The sequence below is a fragment of the Paenibacillus sp. MMO-58 genome (genome assembly GCF_037146255.1).
In the GTDB taxonomy this organism is placed as follows: domain Bacteria; phylum Bacillota; class Bacilli; order Paenibacillales; family Paenibacillaceae; genus Pristimantibacillus.
Genome location: NZ_JBBCVY010000009.1, coordinates 14243 through 30671, shown reverse-complemented (window position 1 = coordinate 30671; position 16429 = coordinate 14243). Strand labels below are relative to the sequence as shown.

Genomic DNA, 16429 nt, shown 5'->3' with positions numbered 1-16429 from the left:
GCGCCTGCACGCTGCAGACCCGGTTTCTATCGTTATTTTCGCGGAGGCAGATCAACCCAAGTTAATCGCCCGAATCTCTTCCAGCGGAATCTTCGGCTTGCGATCCTCCGTAAGCAGACCGTTGATCTCCTGCTGCACGTCGGCCACCTGCGTATAGCAATAGCCGCAAATATAATCGACGGACTTGATGGCTTGCGTAAGCCCCTTGAAGCGCTCCGTGAAGGCTTCGACCGAATCCACCTGCTCCCCATAGCCCCAGCCCTTGTCCGACTGGAACGCAATGCCGCCGAACTCGCTGATGATAATCGGCTGTCCCCGGTAGCCGTAGCCCTCGGCAAAGGCATATTTCCAATGGTTGCAGGTCGTCTCTCGCGACATGATAGCCTCCTTGTTATCCCGGTAACGCTTCAGGAAGCCGTCTCCGGTCTGGACGTAATCATGCAGCGTCACGATATCCGATACGGTATGCTCCCAGCCGTCGTTGACGATAACCGGGCGATTCGGATCAAACGACTTCGTGAGATGGTAGATGCCCTCCGTAAACTTCTGCTGCCGCTTGTCGCGAAGGATATTTCCAATCCCCCACGACTCGTTGAACGGCACCCACGTAATGATGCTCGGATGGTTATGCTGCTGCTTGATAATTTCCAGCCATTCCTTCGTGAAGGCCTCGACCGCGCGGTCATGGAACTCGAATGTCGCCGCCATCTCCGACCAAACGAGCAGCCCCTTTACGTCGCACCAATAGAGAAAACGGGCATCCTCAATCTTCATATGCTTGCGCACGCCGTTGTAACCCATCGCCAGGATCAGGTCTATATCCTCTATCAACGCTTCTTCGCTTGGCGGCGTCAGATGGCTGTCCGTCCAATAGCCCTGGTCCAAAATAAGCCGTTGGTAGATCGGCGCGTTGTTGAGCAGTACCTTGCCGTTCTCAATGGATATTTTCCGCATGCCGAAATAAGAAAGCGTACGGTCGACGACACGCCCGCCCGAGGTCAGTACGAACTCCACATCGTACAAGTTCGGACGGGCCGGAGTCCAATACGCCCTTTTCCACGGGCCGTTTGCTTCATGGTGAAGATCAACCTCAACCGAGAGGCACGGGCGATCAATCCCCAGCGCAACCCGCTTCACGGGCTGCCCCTTGAATGTGACGATGGCCTCCAGCAGAAGATCGCCTCCGGGCCGGACACCGTTTACCTCGTAATCGAACCGAACGACATGGCGGTCGAGATCCGGCGTTATTTTGACCGACTCCAGCCGCTCTTCCTCTACGTATTCCATCCATACCGTCTGCCAGATGCCCGTCGTTTGCACGTAGAAGCATTCAAAGTTGTCCGGCACCCAACGCTGCTTGCCTCTCGGCTGGTAGCAGCTGTTGCTGTCCGTTACCTTCACCGTTATCCGGTTATCGGCTCCGAACCTCAGATACGGCGTCATGTCGACGGAGAATGCCGCATAGCCGCCTTGATGCCTCCCGGCCAGCTCGCCGTTAATCCATACTTTGGCGTCATAGTCCACGGCCTGAAAATGCAGAATAGCCTGCTTGCCCGCCGCTTCCGCCGGAACGGAGACTTCTCTGCTATACCACACATAAGGATGAAAGCTTTCCTCGCCGATACCGCTGACTTTGGTTTCGTACGTGAACGGTACGTTAATCCGGTGCGTTGCCTCGAATGCCGCCTGCCACTTCCCGCGCTCGCCGGCGTTTGCGTCGTCGAAGCGGAAGTCCCATTCGCCGTTCAGATTATGCCAATCGCCGCGCACGAGCTGGGGTCTGGGATAGTCCTTGCTATATGATTTCGTTGTCATGCTGCACCTCCTGCTCCTATGCCTTGCCTTGGAATACCGCTGCATAGATGGAAGACGGGCGAAGCGGAACGCCCTGCTGCCATTCGGCTGTCTGCACGGTTCGGCTCTTGCTCATGATGTTCTCCGGCTCGAAAACGCTGTTGATCTCGTCGTAGCCTTCGCCGGTAATTTCGTGCAGAACCATCTCTCCGGCCGCGTCGAAGGCAGCCAAGTCCAGCACGGCATTCACTTCGTTTAGCCCGCGGTTAACGATAAATACCGTAACGGTATCGCCGGCTCCGTTGATGCCCGCCGCGATGTCCAGCTCCGGCAGCCCGTTCAGTTCTACTGGAATCTCCTTTAGCGACGGCACGGCAAATGTCGCACAGTCCGCCTTCACGGCAAGCATATGCTGCAGGTCGCGGTTTGCGTACAGCTTCATGACCTCGTAGGTTGGCGTCCCGTACACGTCGAGCGGCCGATTGCTCCAGCCGGACTCTTTGCCGCAATATTGGTCGGCATAATAATCGCCCACCCGGATGCAGCCGCCAAGCCAGCCGTTGACCAGATCGGAGAAGCTGCCGATATGCACCATATCGCTTGAACGAAGCATTTCGTTCAGGTTGGCGGCATTGGCAACCGCCGCGCCAAGCGTATGCTCGTTCGGCAGCCCTTTGCGGATCGTATTCGGATAATACATCGTGTTGTATTCGGTAATAGCGATTTTGACATGAGCATGCTTCGGATTTGCCTTAATGCTGTCCGTTGTCTCCCGCAAGTAATGCCGCGTGAATTCCGGATAGGCCGCAATGGCTTTGTACCGGTCCTCCGGAGGCGTGCTTCTGTTCATGCCGAAAGGTCCGTAACCATGGTAGATATGCAGGGTCAAATAGTCGATCAGCTCGCCGGCCTGCTCCAGCACCGGCTTGTTCCACGCTTGGTCGTAATGGCCGCAGGCAAGCAGCACGATGGAAGGGTCCGCCGCTTTCATCGCTTCGGCGAACGATACCGTGCGCGCCGCGAATTCTTCGGCGGAGCAGGTCCCAACCTGCCACCCTCCCCATACCTCGTTGCCAATCTCCCAATATTTCACGCCGTACGGCTCGGGATTTCCGTTCGCGGCGCGCAAAGCTCCCATCGGCGTATCGGCCGCGCCATTGCAATACTCGATCCATGCCGCCGCCTCTTGGGGCGTTCCGGATCCGTCGTTCACGCAAATGAGAGGCTCTACCTGAAGCTCCCGGCAGAAGGCGATAAATTCGTCCGTGCCAAAATATTTGCTCGTCCAGCCGCCCCATGCCTCGTTGTACATAACCGGTCTCTCCAGCACGGGACCAACGCCATGCTCCCAATGGTAGGCGCTGATGTAATTACCGGCCAGTCTCATCATGCCGGCGTTCAGCTCTCTCGTCATGTCGATGACCTCGCGCTTCACCAGGGCGATACTGTCGGCTGCAAGCAAGGATACGTGATCGAGCCACAGCATGCCGGTCGACACGTGATCCGCCCAGCGCGGATGATCGCCGGGAATATAGACGCGAAGCTCGGCGTCGGCGCAAGCACGGGAGACGGCTAAGTCCGCTTCGTATTCCCGCCAGTTATGACCGGCGAGCTCGATAACTACTGAACCAAGGTTTTCCTCCGTATGCCGGTCCACCGCTTCCACCACCAGCCGCTTTAGCTCAATCGACGCGCGGGCGACCACTTTCACCTTATAATCGGCAGGCCCTTTGAGGGCGGCCTTCTGCGCGATTCCGGCATAGGCCTCATCATCGCTTAACAAGCGGATGCGCTGCGCCCGTCCCGAATGCTTGGGCGCGGGCGCCTCCAATGCATATTTCGTATTGCGGCCGTTCGTATAAGCTTGCCAGCCTCCGGATATTTCCCGCTTCGTTTCAGACTCGCTCTCGAAGTCCATATCCTTGAGAGGGAAGGCCAGCATGGCTTCCATATGGTCCCGGATGTCTTCGACAAAGTGCCCGAACAGGTACGGGTTGACGGCATGCCGGCTCGCTCCTGCGCAATCGACGGTTATGTTAGCTTTGTTAGTCAAAATGAACCTCCATAGAAAACGTTAGTATAGTCGCCTTATCCCTTGATGGAGCCAATCATGACGCCTTTGACGAAATGCCGCTGCACAAAGGGATACATGACCAGCACGGGCAGGCTGGACACAATGATAACCGCGAATTTGATGCTCTCCGACAGCAAAATTTGTTTCTCCAGGCCAACGCTTCCGCCGTCAGTTTGGGCGGATTGGCTGATCAGCAAGATTTCGCGGAGCACAAGCTGAAGCGGATATTTGCCTTCATCGCGAATATAGATCAATGCGTTGAAGAACGAGTTCCAGTGGCCAACCGCGTAGAACAGCACCATGACGGCCAGAATCGGCTTTGAGAGCGGCAGGATGATGCTGACGAGCAGTCTCCAGTTGGAGCAGCCGTCCATATGGGCCGCCTCCTGCAGCTCCCAAGGGATACTGTTCTGAAAATATGTGCGCATAACGATAAGATTGTACGTCGCGATAGCGCCAGGTACGATCAGCGCCCACATGGTGTCGACCATGCCCAGGTCTTTGACCAGCAAATAAGTCGGGATAAGACCTCCGCTGAAAAACATCGTCATCGTAATCAGGACCATAATCCCGTTGCGCAAGGGAAGATCGGGTCTCGAGAGCGGATACGCCGCAAGAATCGTCATGATAATGTTAATGACGGTTCCGATGACCGTATACATAATCGAGTTGCCGTAGCCGGTCCAGATCTTGTCGTTCTGCAAAATGTTGGCGTAAGCCTCGACATTGAGGCCTTGCGGCAGCAACCACACGTCGCCGTTTAATACTTTGGCCGGGTCGCTGAACGACGCGCTGACAATAAACAGCAGCGGGTATAACACAATGACCATAATAATGGCGGCTATGATATATACAACTGCGTCGAACAAACGCTCATTCGACGGACTTATGCTCTTTTCCATAAGCGATTACCTCCTTACCATAAGCTCGTCTCCGACGTCTTGCGGGCAAAACGGTTTACGAGCAGCAGCAGCATAAGGTTGATCACCGAGTTGAACAGGCCGATGGCCGCCGTGTAGCTGTACTCGCCCTTCAAGATTCCCGTCGTATAGACGAACGTGGAGATGACGTCGCTGGATTCCAGATTCAGGTTGTTCTGCATAAGCAAAATTTTCTCGAAGCCAATGTTCATGAAGTGGCCGATATCGAGAATGAGCAAGATGACGATAACCGGCATAATGCCCGGCAGCGATACGTGCCAGATGCGGCGGAGCCGCGAGGCGCCGTCCATCTTGGCCGCTTCGTACAGCTGCGGGTTCACCCCGCTGAGCGCGGCGATATAGATAATGGATTGCCAGCCCATGCTTTGCCAGATGTTCGACCCGATAAAGATCGGCTTAAACCAGGCAGCTTCCTGCAGGAAATTAATCGGCGTGCCGCCAAACGCCTCGATCAGCTGGTTGACGGGTCCCGTCTTCGGCGACAGAAACACATTCAGAATGCCAACGATGACAACAACCGAGATAAAATGCGGGATGTACGTAATATTTTGCAGCCATTTGCTGTAGGCCCGGCTTTTGATTTCGTTCACGAGCAGCGCCAGCAGGATCGGTACCGGGAAGGCGATGAGGAGCGAGAACAAGTTGATGGATACCGTATTCCACAGCAGCCGCCAGAAGTAATACGAGTTGAAAAACCGTTCGAAATGGCCGAAGCCTTCCCACGGGCTGCCGATAATGCCTTTGGCCGGATTGAAGTTTTTGAAGGCGATCTGCAGGCCGTACAGCGGCCCGTAATGGAAAATTAAATAAAAGGCGAGCGGCGGCAGCAGCATGAGGTACAAATCATACCGCTTCGCCATTTTTCTCAGCAGCCCGTCGCTTCTCTTCTTGCGGCCGGGAACGGGGGCCGCCCCCGCGTTCTCGATCATGCTGTCCATGAGCAACCCCTCCTTCTCTTCGCGGCATCCCATTTATTTGGCCATTTTGTCATAAGCATCCTGGTAAAGCTTCTCAAGATCGGCAATGTTCATTTTCTTCAGCGTGGACTGGAATTCGTCCCACTTGTCGAAGCTGAGCGCCCCAACGATGAACTTCGTGCTTTGCTCTTCGAAATATTTGTCGATGTCATTGCGCAGTACGTTAACTTTCTGGGCAGTCGCTTCGTCAAACAACGGCGGCGCATAGCGGATTTTCGGCAAATACGGCTCAAGCTGCTCGTAAGCCTCTTGTACTTGAGGCGGGTTGATGAACGATGCTACTTTGTCGCTGATGAGATGAGGCGCGCCGCCGCCGGCGTATGGCGTAATTTTTGCCTGGGCGCCCGCTACGTTCAGAAGCTCTTCCTTGTAGTAAGGGATACCGTCCTTCATTTCGTAATGCTCGCCTTCCCGGCCGAAACGCAGCAGCGTTGAGCCTTCGTCGCTGTAGAAGTAGTCGATCCAGCGCATGGTCGCTTCCGGATATTTGTTGACGGACGTAATGGCGAATGCTCCGTAGTCGCGCGGCACCGGAGCGACTTGGCTTTGCAGGCGGTCGCCATTAGGACCTGCTTGAGGTGCAATGCCAATATATTGATCCTGAATGGTCAGGAAGTTATTGTTCGTCTGATCGAAGAAGTATCCCGTATTGCCCGTACCTTGCTTGGCAAGATATTGCGCTTCCGTGTGGGAGAAAATCTCAGGATCGATAAGCTTCTCCTTATAGAGCTTGTTCAAATACATGAGCAGCTCTTTGTACTGCTCGTCGCCGCTCCAGATATGCACTTTATCGTTCTCGACATTAATGTTGTAGCCGAGCTGGGAATCAAGCCCGAATGCCCCAGCCATTTGATAGACGATTGGCAAGCCGATACGCGCGGTCATCGGAATCTCGTCCGCTTTCCCGTTGCCGTTCGGATCGCCGTCGCGGAATGCCTTCAGCACTTCATACAATTCGTCGGTCGTCTCAGGCACCTTCAGGCCCAGCTTATCCAGCCATGCCTTGTTGATCCATCTCTTGTCGGTCCGGGCGGAGCCTAACGTAACAATGCCCGGAATCGCGTAAATATGTCCCTCCGGCGTCGTGATGCCCGCGCGGATCTCCGGATATTGATCCATGAGACTCTTCAGGTTCGGCGCGTATTGATCAATCAATTTCTCCAGCGGAATCAGTTGTCCCGAAGATCCGTAACGGACCGTCTCCAGCTGCGTCAGACCCGAACGATACAAAGCATCGGGAAGCTCATTGGATGCGAACAGGAGGTTTTTCTTCTCCGCGAAGCCGTCGGTCGGCGCCTCGATAAAATCGACCTTGATGTTGCTCATCTTCTCGTAATCCTGAAAGACCGGCATGTCCTTGAACGGACCGTTTACGGGTGCGACGCGCGTAAACATCTTCAGCTTGATCGGCGTATCAACGATCGGGAATCCTTCCGTTTTTACCGCATTCTCCGCCGAGCCCGATGATTTGGAATCCCCCGTATTGCCGCCTTTGTCATTGCTATTGCCGTTACCGCCGTTGCTGCAGCCGGATACGATCAATCCGGTAACAAGCATCGTGGCGAAAGCATATCTCCCCCATGTTTTTCGCATGTTTATATACCCTCCAGACTTTCAATTCACCGGTACTTGTAAGCGTTTACCGCCGGTGTTACTCGATTATAAAGTACGGCCGGTTACGCCGAGTTACACTTATATGACTATTTACTCCACATATTTTACGGATTCTTTTGCCGCTGCCTTTCCGTCTCCGAGACTGTTCCAATACGCCTGCGGCGTCATGCCCGTCACTTCCTTGAATACCTTGAAGAAATAGTTGTGCGTGGAAAAGCCCACCTGGTCGCTGACCTGCTTGATGGTATATTGGCCGCTTTCCAGCAGCCTGCGCGCCGCGTCGACCCGTACCCGGTTCACGTATTCGGAGAACGTCGACTGCGTCTCGTCCTTGAAGATCCGGCTCAGATAGGAGGCATTTAAGCCGATAAAGCCTGCCGCAAGCTCCAGCGTCACGATATCGGAATACCGCTCCAGAATAAAACCGATCGCCTGAGATACATGGCGGGAATAGCTGCCTGTCGCGTGATGCTCCTTAAGCAGAACGAGCAAGACGCCATAGAACGACTGAAGCCATTTCTCCAGCTCGCCGACGCTCCCAAGACGGTTAAGCTCGCCGCGCGACGGCAGACGATCCGCATCCTTCGTTGTCCCTATCGGGGACCGGTTCCCTTTTTTCAACGCCTTATCGCCGATATGAAGCAGCTCGCTGACCGTCATCTGCACCGCGTGCGAATGCAAAGGAAGCCCGCGAAGCGGCTCGAATACCGAAGCGATCAGGCGCTGCGCGCCTTGCCCGTCCAGCCTCTCGATGGCAAGCAGCAGCTGCTTCTGCTCTTCGATCGTAAGCGCGACGCGGCTCTCCCGCGTGCCTTTTCCGCGCTCTGCATTTGGGTTAGCGGCTTGGGTTGTCGCATCAAGCGCCCGTTCGGCGGAGGCGCAGCTTGCCCCAAGCTGCGACAAGCTGTTGCATACATGCCCAACCGCAAAGATCGATTTCAAGTTCAAGTACATCTCGAGCGCGTGGCCAAGCTTGCTCATGCTTCTGGCCGCTTCGCTTGCGGCCGCGTGCTCGCTCCGCTCCCGCATGGCAAACACGACGACGATCCGCCCTTCCTCCACGTAAGCAGCCGTACGCTCTCGCGCGTCTCCCAGACTCTGCTGCATAAGCTCGACAACCTGCTGGACCAGCCGGTTCGTCTGCACGTCGGTATTGGACTCCGTCAGCAGCAGAAAAGGAACGATCTGCAGGACCGCTGCCGCATACAAATCCGCCTGCGGGTACATGCCGTAACGCTTGATGCTTCCTTCAAGCTCCCTTGCGGCTTCCGCCTTGCCTCTTGCCAGATCGGCGATCTGGCTCCGGACCAACTCGACATTGAAGAGGGACGATTCGTCGTCTTCACCCGCGGCTTCGGATGCTTTACCTGCCTGGACTGCTTTTTCAAGCATCGCCAGCAAAGTTTCCTTGTCCAGCCGGTGCTTCAGCAAATAATCGACCGAGCCGTTCTTCAGGCAGTCCCGGACGTAGTCGTAATCGTCATAGCTGCTTAGCATAATCGTCTGGACGGCGGGATACCGCTGCTTGATCGTCCGATTCAAATCCACGCCGTTCATTCCCGGCATGTTGACGTCGAGGATTGCCACGTCGGGACGTTGTTCCCCAATCATGTCCAATGCCGAATCCGCGCTTTGAGCCTCTCCGCAGAGCTCGAAGCCATGGGCGCGAAAATCCAATAAAGACCGCAGATCGTTGCGAACGAGCGGCTCGTCGTCTACCAATAACACGCGATACATATTAGCTCACCTCTTGGTCGGCGCCTGCCCGGCCCCGCAGATTGGGAAAACGAATTTCGACCTTCGTATACAAGCCAGGCTCGCTGTACAGCCTGATGCCGTAGGGGGCTTCAAACGAACGGATGATTCTCTCGTGCACGTTGCGCACGCCCATTCCGCTGAACCGCGAAGAAGTCGGTTTTGTGCCCGTTCCGCCCAGCAGCAGCTCCATCTGCTCGGACGTCATTCCTTTACCGTTGTCCGTCACTTCGATCATCAGATCGCGGTTATCCTCGTATACCCGTATCGTGACGAAGCCGCCTTGCTCCCGCGAGCCAATTCCATGCAGAACCGCGTTCTCCACAATGGGCTGCAGCGTTAGCTTCAGAACACGGCTGTCTAATAACGACGGATCTTCAATCTCTTCGTGAACGATAATCGGCTCCATGTATTTGTATTTGACGATAGAGATATAGCTGCGCACGTAATCCAGCTCCTCCCTTACCGTCAAATACTCGTTGGAGTTGCCCAACACGCCCCGCATCAAATCGATTAATGAGCCGGATACCTCCTCTATGTTTGGAGTCCCGTTGAGCTTGGCCAAATATTTGATCGTATTAAGAGAATTGTAGAGAAAATGAGGACGTATCTGCGCCTGAAGCGCAGTCAGCTCGGCCTCCCGCTTCTCCTGCTCGCTTACGCGTATCCCTTCGAATAACCGCTTCAGCTCCTCCACCATGCCAATAAACACGTGGTACAGCTGCCCCACCTCGTCCTTTGCAGCGATCTCCTTCTTCGGCAACGTCAGGTTGCCGTCCTTCACCAGCATCATCATGGACTTCAAGCGCCGGATATTAATCGTAATGCGCGACGACACCTGGAGCGAGACAACGAGGACGACCAGCAGGACGATCGCCGACGCTTCAATGATCAGCTTCAGCAGGCGGGCCGATTCGCTGAGCAGCGAATCCGTCGGGATAAGCGCCAGCGTCGACCAGCCCGTATGGTCCGATTGCCGGCTGACCACGATATAGGACCTGCCGCCAATGACCCTCTCCTCCACATCGCCCTCAACCTTGCCAAGCTTCGCAAATTTGCGCTTCATGTCGACGATTTTCTGATCGGAGGGCGCAAAGCTTGGCGAGTGATCATACCGGTACACGAATTCGTCCTGCTGATCAAGCACATACAGCATACTGTCTGCGGTTGGCCTAACGCCGTATGTCTTGCGGATAAAGTCGTAATTCAGATCGACCATCACCACGCCAATCGTCTGGCGGTTGTAGCGGATTTCGCGGCCGACCGTTATCGTCTCCGTGACGCCCGTCTGCTTCAAATAGGCATGACGCGAGCCGTTGCGCAGCATATAGTCCATCATTGGCGTTCCGAGTACGCTACGGTCCAGCCACGGCCCGCCGGTGAAAAACACTTTGCCGCTTAGGCCTACGACGGCAATCCGCGCAATATAAGGCTTGTTCGCGACTAAAGACGACAGGAATTCCTCAATCCGCTTCTGCTCCTGGAACCACTCATAGCTTATTTCCTCCGAGGGGCTGAGTAACGTATCGATCACGGTGCTTTTATTCGTAACAACAATCGTATTAAGCCGGTCAATCTCCTCCAGCATAATGTTTAATGACTCGTCGGCTTGCCTGATACTATCCGATACCGAGGTTACGGCGTTGGACTTGATCGTCTCCCGCATGTTGAGATAGACAATGACGGAGATCGATACGATAGAGAGAAGAGCGACAAGGCTGAACGCCAGAAAAATTTTGCCTTGAATGCTGAGGCTTGGCGATACCCAGCGCCTAAGGGTGGACAGCTTCATTACGGACAACTCCTTTTGAGGAGATTAATGCAATCGCTTACATCAATAACAGGACTGAATCGGCTAAGCCTCTGCCTTTCTTAAAGCCAGCGGAGATTCCTTGAAGTACATTTTGAAGGCCCTTGTGAACGTATACAGATTCGGATATCCCAGCGACAATCCGATCTCCGTCACCGAAGCATGGGTATCGATTAAGAGGCGTCTAGCCTTCTCCATCCGAACCTTCTGCATATATTTCATCGGGGGCATCCCCATTTCTTCCGTAAAGACTTGAGTAAAATAAGAGCGGTGTACGCCCGCAAATTCGGCCACCTGCTGGACGGTAATTCCTTCAGTCGCATGGAGCTCCATATACTCCGCGCATTCGTGGATCCAGCTTGCAAGCTCCGGGCCTTGCCCGGCCTCTTCCAGCATCAGGGCCGAGAGCAGACTGTACAGATGCCCTTGCAGCTCCAAGGCCACCGCAGGCCGCCATCGCTGAACCCGCTCCAGCGCATCGATAGCCCGGTCTGCGGCAGCTTCAATCCGCGAAGATACGGTACCTTTGCGAAATGGTTCTTGCTCCGTAAGACCCGCCAGTTGAAGCAGTGCCTCTACCCGGTCTCCGTCGATAGCCAGCCAGCGCATCTCGAGCGGGCGTTCGGCCGGGAGCATGTCGTAATAGTACGTTCGGTCCGGGAATAAGACGAAGAGGTCTCCCCTTGCAAGCTCCACCTGCCGGCCCTCATATTCGAGTCGCAGCTTTCCTTCCCGCACGAAATGAATGCTGTGGCACTCGATTCGTTTTGGCCCAACCTTATAATGGGGCTTGGCTAGACATCTTCCCGCCCTTACCGGCCACAGCCGTCCTGCCTTGTCCAGCTCTCCTGGCGTGTAGTAGATAAAGTCCGCATATTCGTAATCGTACTCCCTCATGTCCGCTATCTCCTCACTTAAGCTAACAAAATGACAATAGATAATTCTGTTTTAAGATTATAATCTCAATATAACTAAGCATATAATGAGATCCGATTTTCGTAAACCTGACATATTGATATTTTTTGTATCATCTACTCGCGCGCAATCAAGTTGAAACGGCTTCATCATCCTTAGGCGTGAGAGCGCTAAAAATAAAAAAGGCTGCTCTGAGTATCAGAACAACCTCTTTGGACCTATTAGTCGCATCAATTAATAACCTCAATAACAATCGCTTGCGTTAATTACTTCTCCCAAAGCTCGATCAGCCGACCATCCGGATCTTCAATCCAAACAAACTGTCCGTATTCGCTGCTCTCTTTTTCCTTTGCCAGAGGAACGCCAACCTGTTCAAGATGCTTAATCGTCTCGTCCATATTATGGACTTGGAAATTCAGCATCACTTGTTGATCTGTCGGGAAATAAGGGTCATCCTCGGCAAAGAAAGAGAAGATCGTTTCGTTTTCCGATTGGGCTTTTATCATAGTCCCGTTCCAATCCCCTATTTCGAGCTGCAGCACTTCGCTGTACCATTTTTTAACCGCTTCAAGATTTTTGGTTCTCCAAAATACTCCTCCGAAGCCTTTGATCATCGTAGCTATCCCCTGTCACTCATCAGATTTATTTCCCGTTTGGTCTTAATTTCGCTAATGCTTGTTGAGCCTTCATATCCAAATATTTCACGATGGAATCAAGATGGTCTTTTGGCGTTAACGCCAAATTCGCAAAATAGATTGGCATCGAAGCTCATCGCTCACATACATTTCAAGTCTTCTTCCGACTCCAGTCGGTTATCCGTCTCTGCCTCAGCAGTCGCCATGCCGTCCGACTTAAGACCAACGGTATGACGGCAACCCCCCGCGATGGCAGGCCACCGTTTCCTATTTATCGCTGCTTGCATTCGTTCCCTCCAATAATCCAAGGATAACCGCAGCTAAAAAAATGAGCCTCGAGTATCTCCGGGGCTCTGTCTAGTAATTCTCACCGCGATAATAACGGTCAAGCTTATGTTCTAAGTGAGTGAGCTGCGACTTCTTCTCCTCAATATCGTCCAAAAGCTTTTGCTTCTGTTCTTGAATAAGCTTAATTCTTTCAGGAAGAGTGGCGGTTCCGGCTTTTACCATGTCATAGTATTGCTTTATGTCTTCCACGCTCATTCCGGTTTCGCGAAGACATCTGATGAAAACCAGCCAATTCAGATCTTGCTTGGTATAAAGTCGATTATTTTGTTCGTTCCGCGCGGCCGGTTCCAACAGCCCTTTTCTTTCATAGAAGCGAATTGCACCTATATTCAATCCCGTCTCCTTCGCTACATGTCCAATTGTAAACATACTTGTCCTCGATAGATAGAATTTTGGATGTTGACCTACACTAAGTGTAGCATATTAAGCTATAAATCATGAAACGAAAAACAATCAATGAGAGAGGGATTCTAATGAAAAAGACCGCACTTGTAACGGGAGCGAATAAAGGAATCGGATTTGAAATCGCCAAACAGCTGGGCGAAAAAGGCTGGCGGGTGGTCCTCGGCGCCCGCGACGCGCAGCGGGGCCAAGTCGCCGTTTCCGAGCTGTCCGCTCAAGGATTGGACGTGGAATGGATGCAAATCGACATGACTGATTTGACGAGCATTGAAACAGCTTCGCAAATAATCAAGACGAAATATCCGGCGTTAAAGCTTCTGATTAACAATGCAGGCATGCCAGGTGCCTTTTCCAGTTCCTTTACGGATACGAAAGAAGAAGATCTGCGTAACGCTTTTGAAGTAAATTTCTTCGGTACCTATCGCTTAAACCAACGCTTGTTTCCGTTGATCAAGGATAACGAAGGCACGATCGTCAACGTATCAACCGACATGGCATCCCTTAACCATATGCAAAACGCCGAATTCACGTTAAACGCCTTCGATTATAACTCGTCTAAAACGGCCAATAATGCCATGACCTTATCGATGGCCTATGAACTAAGAAACAGCGGTGCTCAAGTATTCGCTGTAACGCCTGGTTTCACGACAACCGATCTGAACGGCAATGCGGAAGGCGGTAAATCGAAGGCAGAAGGTGCTGCCATTATCGTAGGATACGCAACGGACGGTAAGCGACACAACGGTGAATTTCTGAATGAGCAAGGCGTTATCGCGTGGTAATCCTATTCGTTATGCGTAAAAAAGCCAGCAGCCCTTCGGCTGCTGGCTTTTCATTATTCAAAACATCCTTTTAAAACCTTATTCCACCGTAACCGACTTCGCCAGGTTACGCGGTTTATCAACGTCATGGCCAAGTGCCAGCGATGCGTAGTAGGAGATCAGCTGCAGCGGCACAACCGACAGGGCTGGTGCCAGAAGCGGCAAAGTTTTCGGAATCGCGAACAATTCGTCAACCGATTTGCCTACTTCCACTTCGCTGCCTGCATTCGCAAGACCAAAGACATGCGCGCCGCGTGCTTTTACTTCCTTGATGTTGCTCAGCGTTTTTTCGTACAGCTCTTCTTGCGTGACAAGCGCGATGACCGGAATACCGTCCTCGATCAAGGCCAGCGTACCGTGCTTCAGCTCGCCCGCCGCATACGCTTCGGAGTGAATGTACGAGATTTCTTTCAGCTTCAGCGAACCTTCTTGCGCAACTGCATAGTCAACGCCGCGGCCGATGAAGAACAGGCTCTTATGATGCGAGATCGATTCTGCTACTTGCTTTAGAACCGGAGCATTTTCGAGAATGCTCTCTACTTGCTCGGGAAGCTCGTTCATAGCTGCGATGAGACCTGCAACGGTTGCTTCGTCTTTTGTTCCAAGGATGGTAGCCAAGTGCAGACCAAACAGGTAGAAGGCAATCAGCTGCGATGTATAAGCTTTTGTCGATGCTACCGCAATTTCCGGACCTGCCCAAGTAACAAGCACATCGTCCGCTTCACGGGCTACCGAGCTGCCTACAACGTTAGTGATCGCGAGAACGCGGGCACCGTTGCGTTGCGCTTCGCGAAGCGCAGCCAGCGTATCCGCCGTTTCGCCCGATTGGCTGACTACGATAACAAGCGTGTCAGGCGTAATAATTGGCGAACGGTAACGGTATTCGGAGGCTACATCCGTCTCAACCGGGATGCGCGCGAGCGATTCGATAACCGTTTTGCCAACCATGCCTGCATGATAAGCCGTACCGCAAGCAACGATATGCACTTTACGGATCGACTTCACGTAATCCGCCGTCATCGTCAGCTCTTTCAGGTTTACGGACTTGCCATCTTCCGCAATGCGGCCCAGCATGGTGTCACGGTAAGCCTTCGGCTGCTCGTAAATTTCTTTCAGCATAAAATGATCAAATCCGGCTTTCTCCGCTGTCACAAGATCCCAATCGACATGGTATATTTCCTTGGAAATAAATTCGCCTTCTGTCGTCATGAGTTCGACACTATCGCGTGTCAATACAGCCATTTCGCCGTCGTTCAAGATGTATACATTTCGAGTATGCTCCAAAATTGCCGGAATATCCGACCCGATAAAGTTCTCGCCTTCGCCGATGCCGATAACAAGCGGGCTTGCAAAACGAACCGCAACCAGACGTTCTGGTTCGTATTCCGTCAATACGCCAAGCGCAAACGCGCCGCGCATGCGTTTTACGGCACGTTGTACCGCTTCGACAATGTTGCCGTCGTATTCGTCAGCAACCAAGTGCGAGATAACCTCTGTGTCCGTCTCCGACACAAAACGATGTCCTTTCGCCATCAGCTCATCTTTCAGATCCAGGTAGTTTTCGACAATGCCGTTATGCACGACCGAGAACTTCGCCGAGTTATCCGTATGAGGATGCGAATTAACGTCCGATGGCTTGCCATGAGTAGCCCAGCGTGTATGTCCGATGCCAACCGACCCGGCGAGCGGCTCATTACGCAGTTTATCCTCCAAGACAGCCAGACGTCCTTTGGATTTCTTGATCTCCAGTCCGTTCGTTGTGAATACCGCAATACCGGCGGAGTCATAACCGCGGTATTCCAGCTTCTTAAGTCCTTCGATCAAAATATCCTGAGAATCACGTTTACCAATATATCCTACAATACCACACATATATAAAGACCTCCGATAATCAATAGTAGTCTCCCCACTATGAATATGGCTGCCAGCCTATATGCGGCACAGGCGTTATTTTCCCTTTTGCCCGTGCCAGCCCCTCAGGCGGCACCATAGACATACGGGAGCATGTTTGTAAAAAACCTCGAAAGGAATAAGATGATCAATACGTGCAGCCTGCCGAACGTTTGTGAGATCGGTCGCCCAATTTTTTTGCGTATCGGCTTTCGGTTGGCTTTGCGATAACCGGAAGGTCCCCGCCGAATAATTCGAACACCTTCACCTCGTCAGCTTCCTCGTGTGACCCTCCCCGATCTTGTAAATAAGATTGGAAGGCGTCATCCCCCTTGAAGCTCTGGCGCTTATAAAACGTTAATTTTAACCTCTATCCTCGCTTTCCTGCTTGAATCATACTTCCTATCATATTCACTTTCGACTTGTTTCGCAACCTGAACTTTAGACGCAGGA

The 16429-nt window shown here is 53.0% G+C and carries 13 protein-coding genes; 1 reads left to right on the top strand and 12 read right to left on the bottom strand.

The features are described from left to right. Nucleotides 1–51 precede the first annotated feature (51 nt). The 11 genes from WFJ73_RS23800 to WFJ73_RS23750 all read right to left on the bottom strand — a co-directional run bounded on the left by WFJ73_RS23800 (nucleotide 52) and on the right by WFJ73_RS23750 (nucleotide 13232). Nucleotides 52–1815: a glycoside hydrolase family 2 protein gene (locus WFJ73_RS23800; protein WP_336775443.1), complete on the bottom strand. Its 1764-nt coding sequence runs from the start codon at nucleotides 1813–1815 to the stop codon at nucleotides 52–54. Nucleotides 1816–1831: 16 nt separating this feature from the next. Then, nucleotides 1832–3847, bottom strand: coding sequence for an alpha-L-arabinofuranosidase C-terminal domain-containing protein (locus tag WFJ73_RS23795; RefSeq protein ID WP_336775442.1), 2016 nt, complete (start codon nucleotides 3845–3847; stop codon nucleotides 1832–1834). Between the two features lie 35 nt (nucleotides 3848–3882). Then, on the bottom strand, nucleotides 3883–4770 hold the full coding sequence (locus tag WFJ73_RS23790; protein WP_201007840.1) for a carbohydrate ABC transporter permease: 888 nt from the start codon (nucleotides 4768–4770) through the stop codon (nucleotides 3883–3885). A 14-nt stretch (nucleotides 4771–4784) separates the two neighbouring features. After that, nucleotides 4785–5747, bottom strand: coding sequence for an ABC transporter permease (locus WFJ73_RS23785; protein WP_336775441.1), 963 nt, complete (start codon nucleotides 5745–5747; stop codon nucleotides 4785–4787). A gap of 33 nt (nucleotides 5748–5780) precedes the next feature. Then, nucleotides 5781–7379, bottom strand: a complete 1599-nt coding sequence (locus WFJ73_RS23780) for an extracellular solute-binding protein (protein ID WP_336775440.1) — start codon at nucleotides 7377–7379, stop codon at nucleotides 5781–5783. A 111-nt stretch (nucleotides 7380–7490) separates the two neighbouring features. Continuing rightward, complete coding sequence (locus WFJ73_RS23775; RefSeq protein WP_336775439.1) at nucleotides 7491–9137, bottom strand: response regulator transcription factor; 1647 nt, start codon at nucleotides 9135–9137, stop codon at nucleotides 7491–7493. A gap of 1 nt (nucleotide 9138) precedes the next feature. Next, nucleotides 9139–10947, bottom strand: a complete 1809-nt coding sequence (locus WFJ73_RS23770; RefSeq protein ID WP_336775438.1) for a cache domain-containing sensor histidine kinase — start codon at nucleotides 10945–10947, stop codon at nucleotides 9139–9141. A gap of 63 nt (nucleotides 10948–11010) precedes the next feature. Then, entirely contained in the window at nucleotides 11011–11862 is an 852-nt protein-coding gene (locus WFJ73_RS23765; RefSeq protein ID WP_336775437.1) for a helix-turn-helix transcriptional regulator, read from the bottom strand. Between the two features lie 284 nt (nucleotides 11863–12146). After that, nucleotides 12147–12494 (bottom strand): VOC family protein, encoded by a 348-nt coding sequence (locus tag WFJ73_RS23760; RefSeq protein WP_336775436.1) that lies wholly within the window; start codon nucleotides 12492–12494, stop codon nucleotides 12147–12149. A gap of 161 nt (nucleotides 12495–12655) precedes the next feature. Continuing rightward, entirely contained in the window at nucleotides 12656–12802 is a 147-nt protein-coding gene (locus WFJ73_RS23755) for a hypothetical protein (protein ID WP_336775435.1), read from the bottom strand. A gap of 70 nt (nucleotides 12803–12872) precedes the next feature. After that, nucleotides 12873–13232, bottom strand: coding sequence for a MerR family transcriptional regulator (locus WFJ73_RS23750; protein WP_336775434.1), 360 nt, complete (start codon nucleotides 13230–13232; stop codon nucleotides 12873–12875). 104 nt (nucleotides 13233–13336) lie between these two features. Between WFJ73_RS23750 and WFJ73_RS23745 the strand changes: the two genes are divergently transcribed. Beyond that, nucleotides 13337–14047, top strand: a complete 711-nt coding sequence (locus WFJ73_RS23745; protein WP_336775433.1) for an SDR family NAD(P)-dependent oxidoreductase — start codon at nucleotides 13337–13339, stop codon at nucleotides 14045–14047. Between the two features lie 78 nt (nucleotides 14048–14125). Here the strand turns inward: WFJ73_RS23745 and glmS are convergent, their stop codons facing one another. Continuing rightward, nucleotides 14126–15958 (bottom strand): glutamine--fructose-6-phosphate transaminase (isomerizing), encoded by a 1833-nt coding sequence (gene glmS / locus WFJ73_RS23740; RefSeq protein ID WP_336775432.1) that lies wholly within the window; start codon nucleotides 15956–15958, stop codon nucleotides 14126–14128. Between the last annotated feature and the right edge of the window lie 471 nt (nucleotides 15959–16429).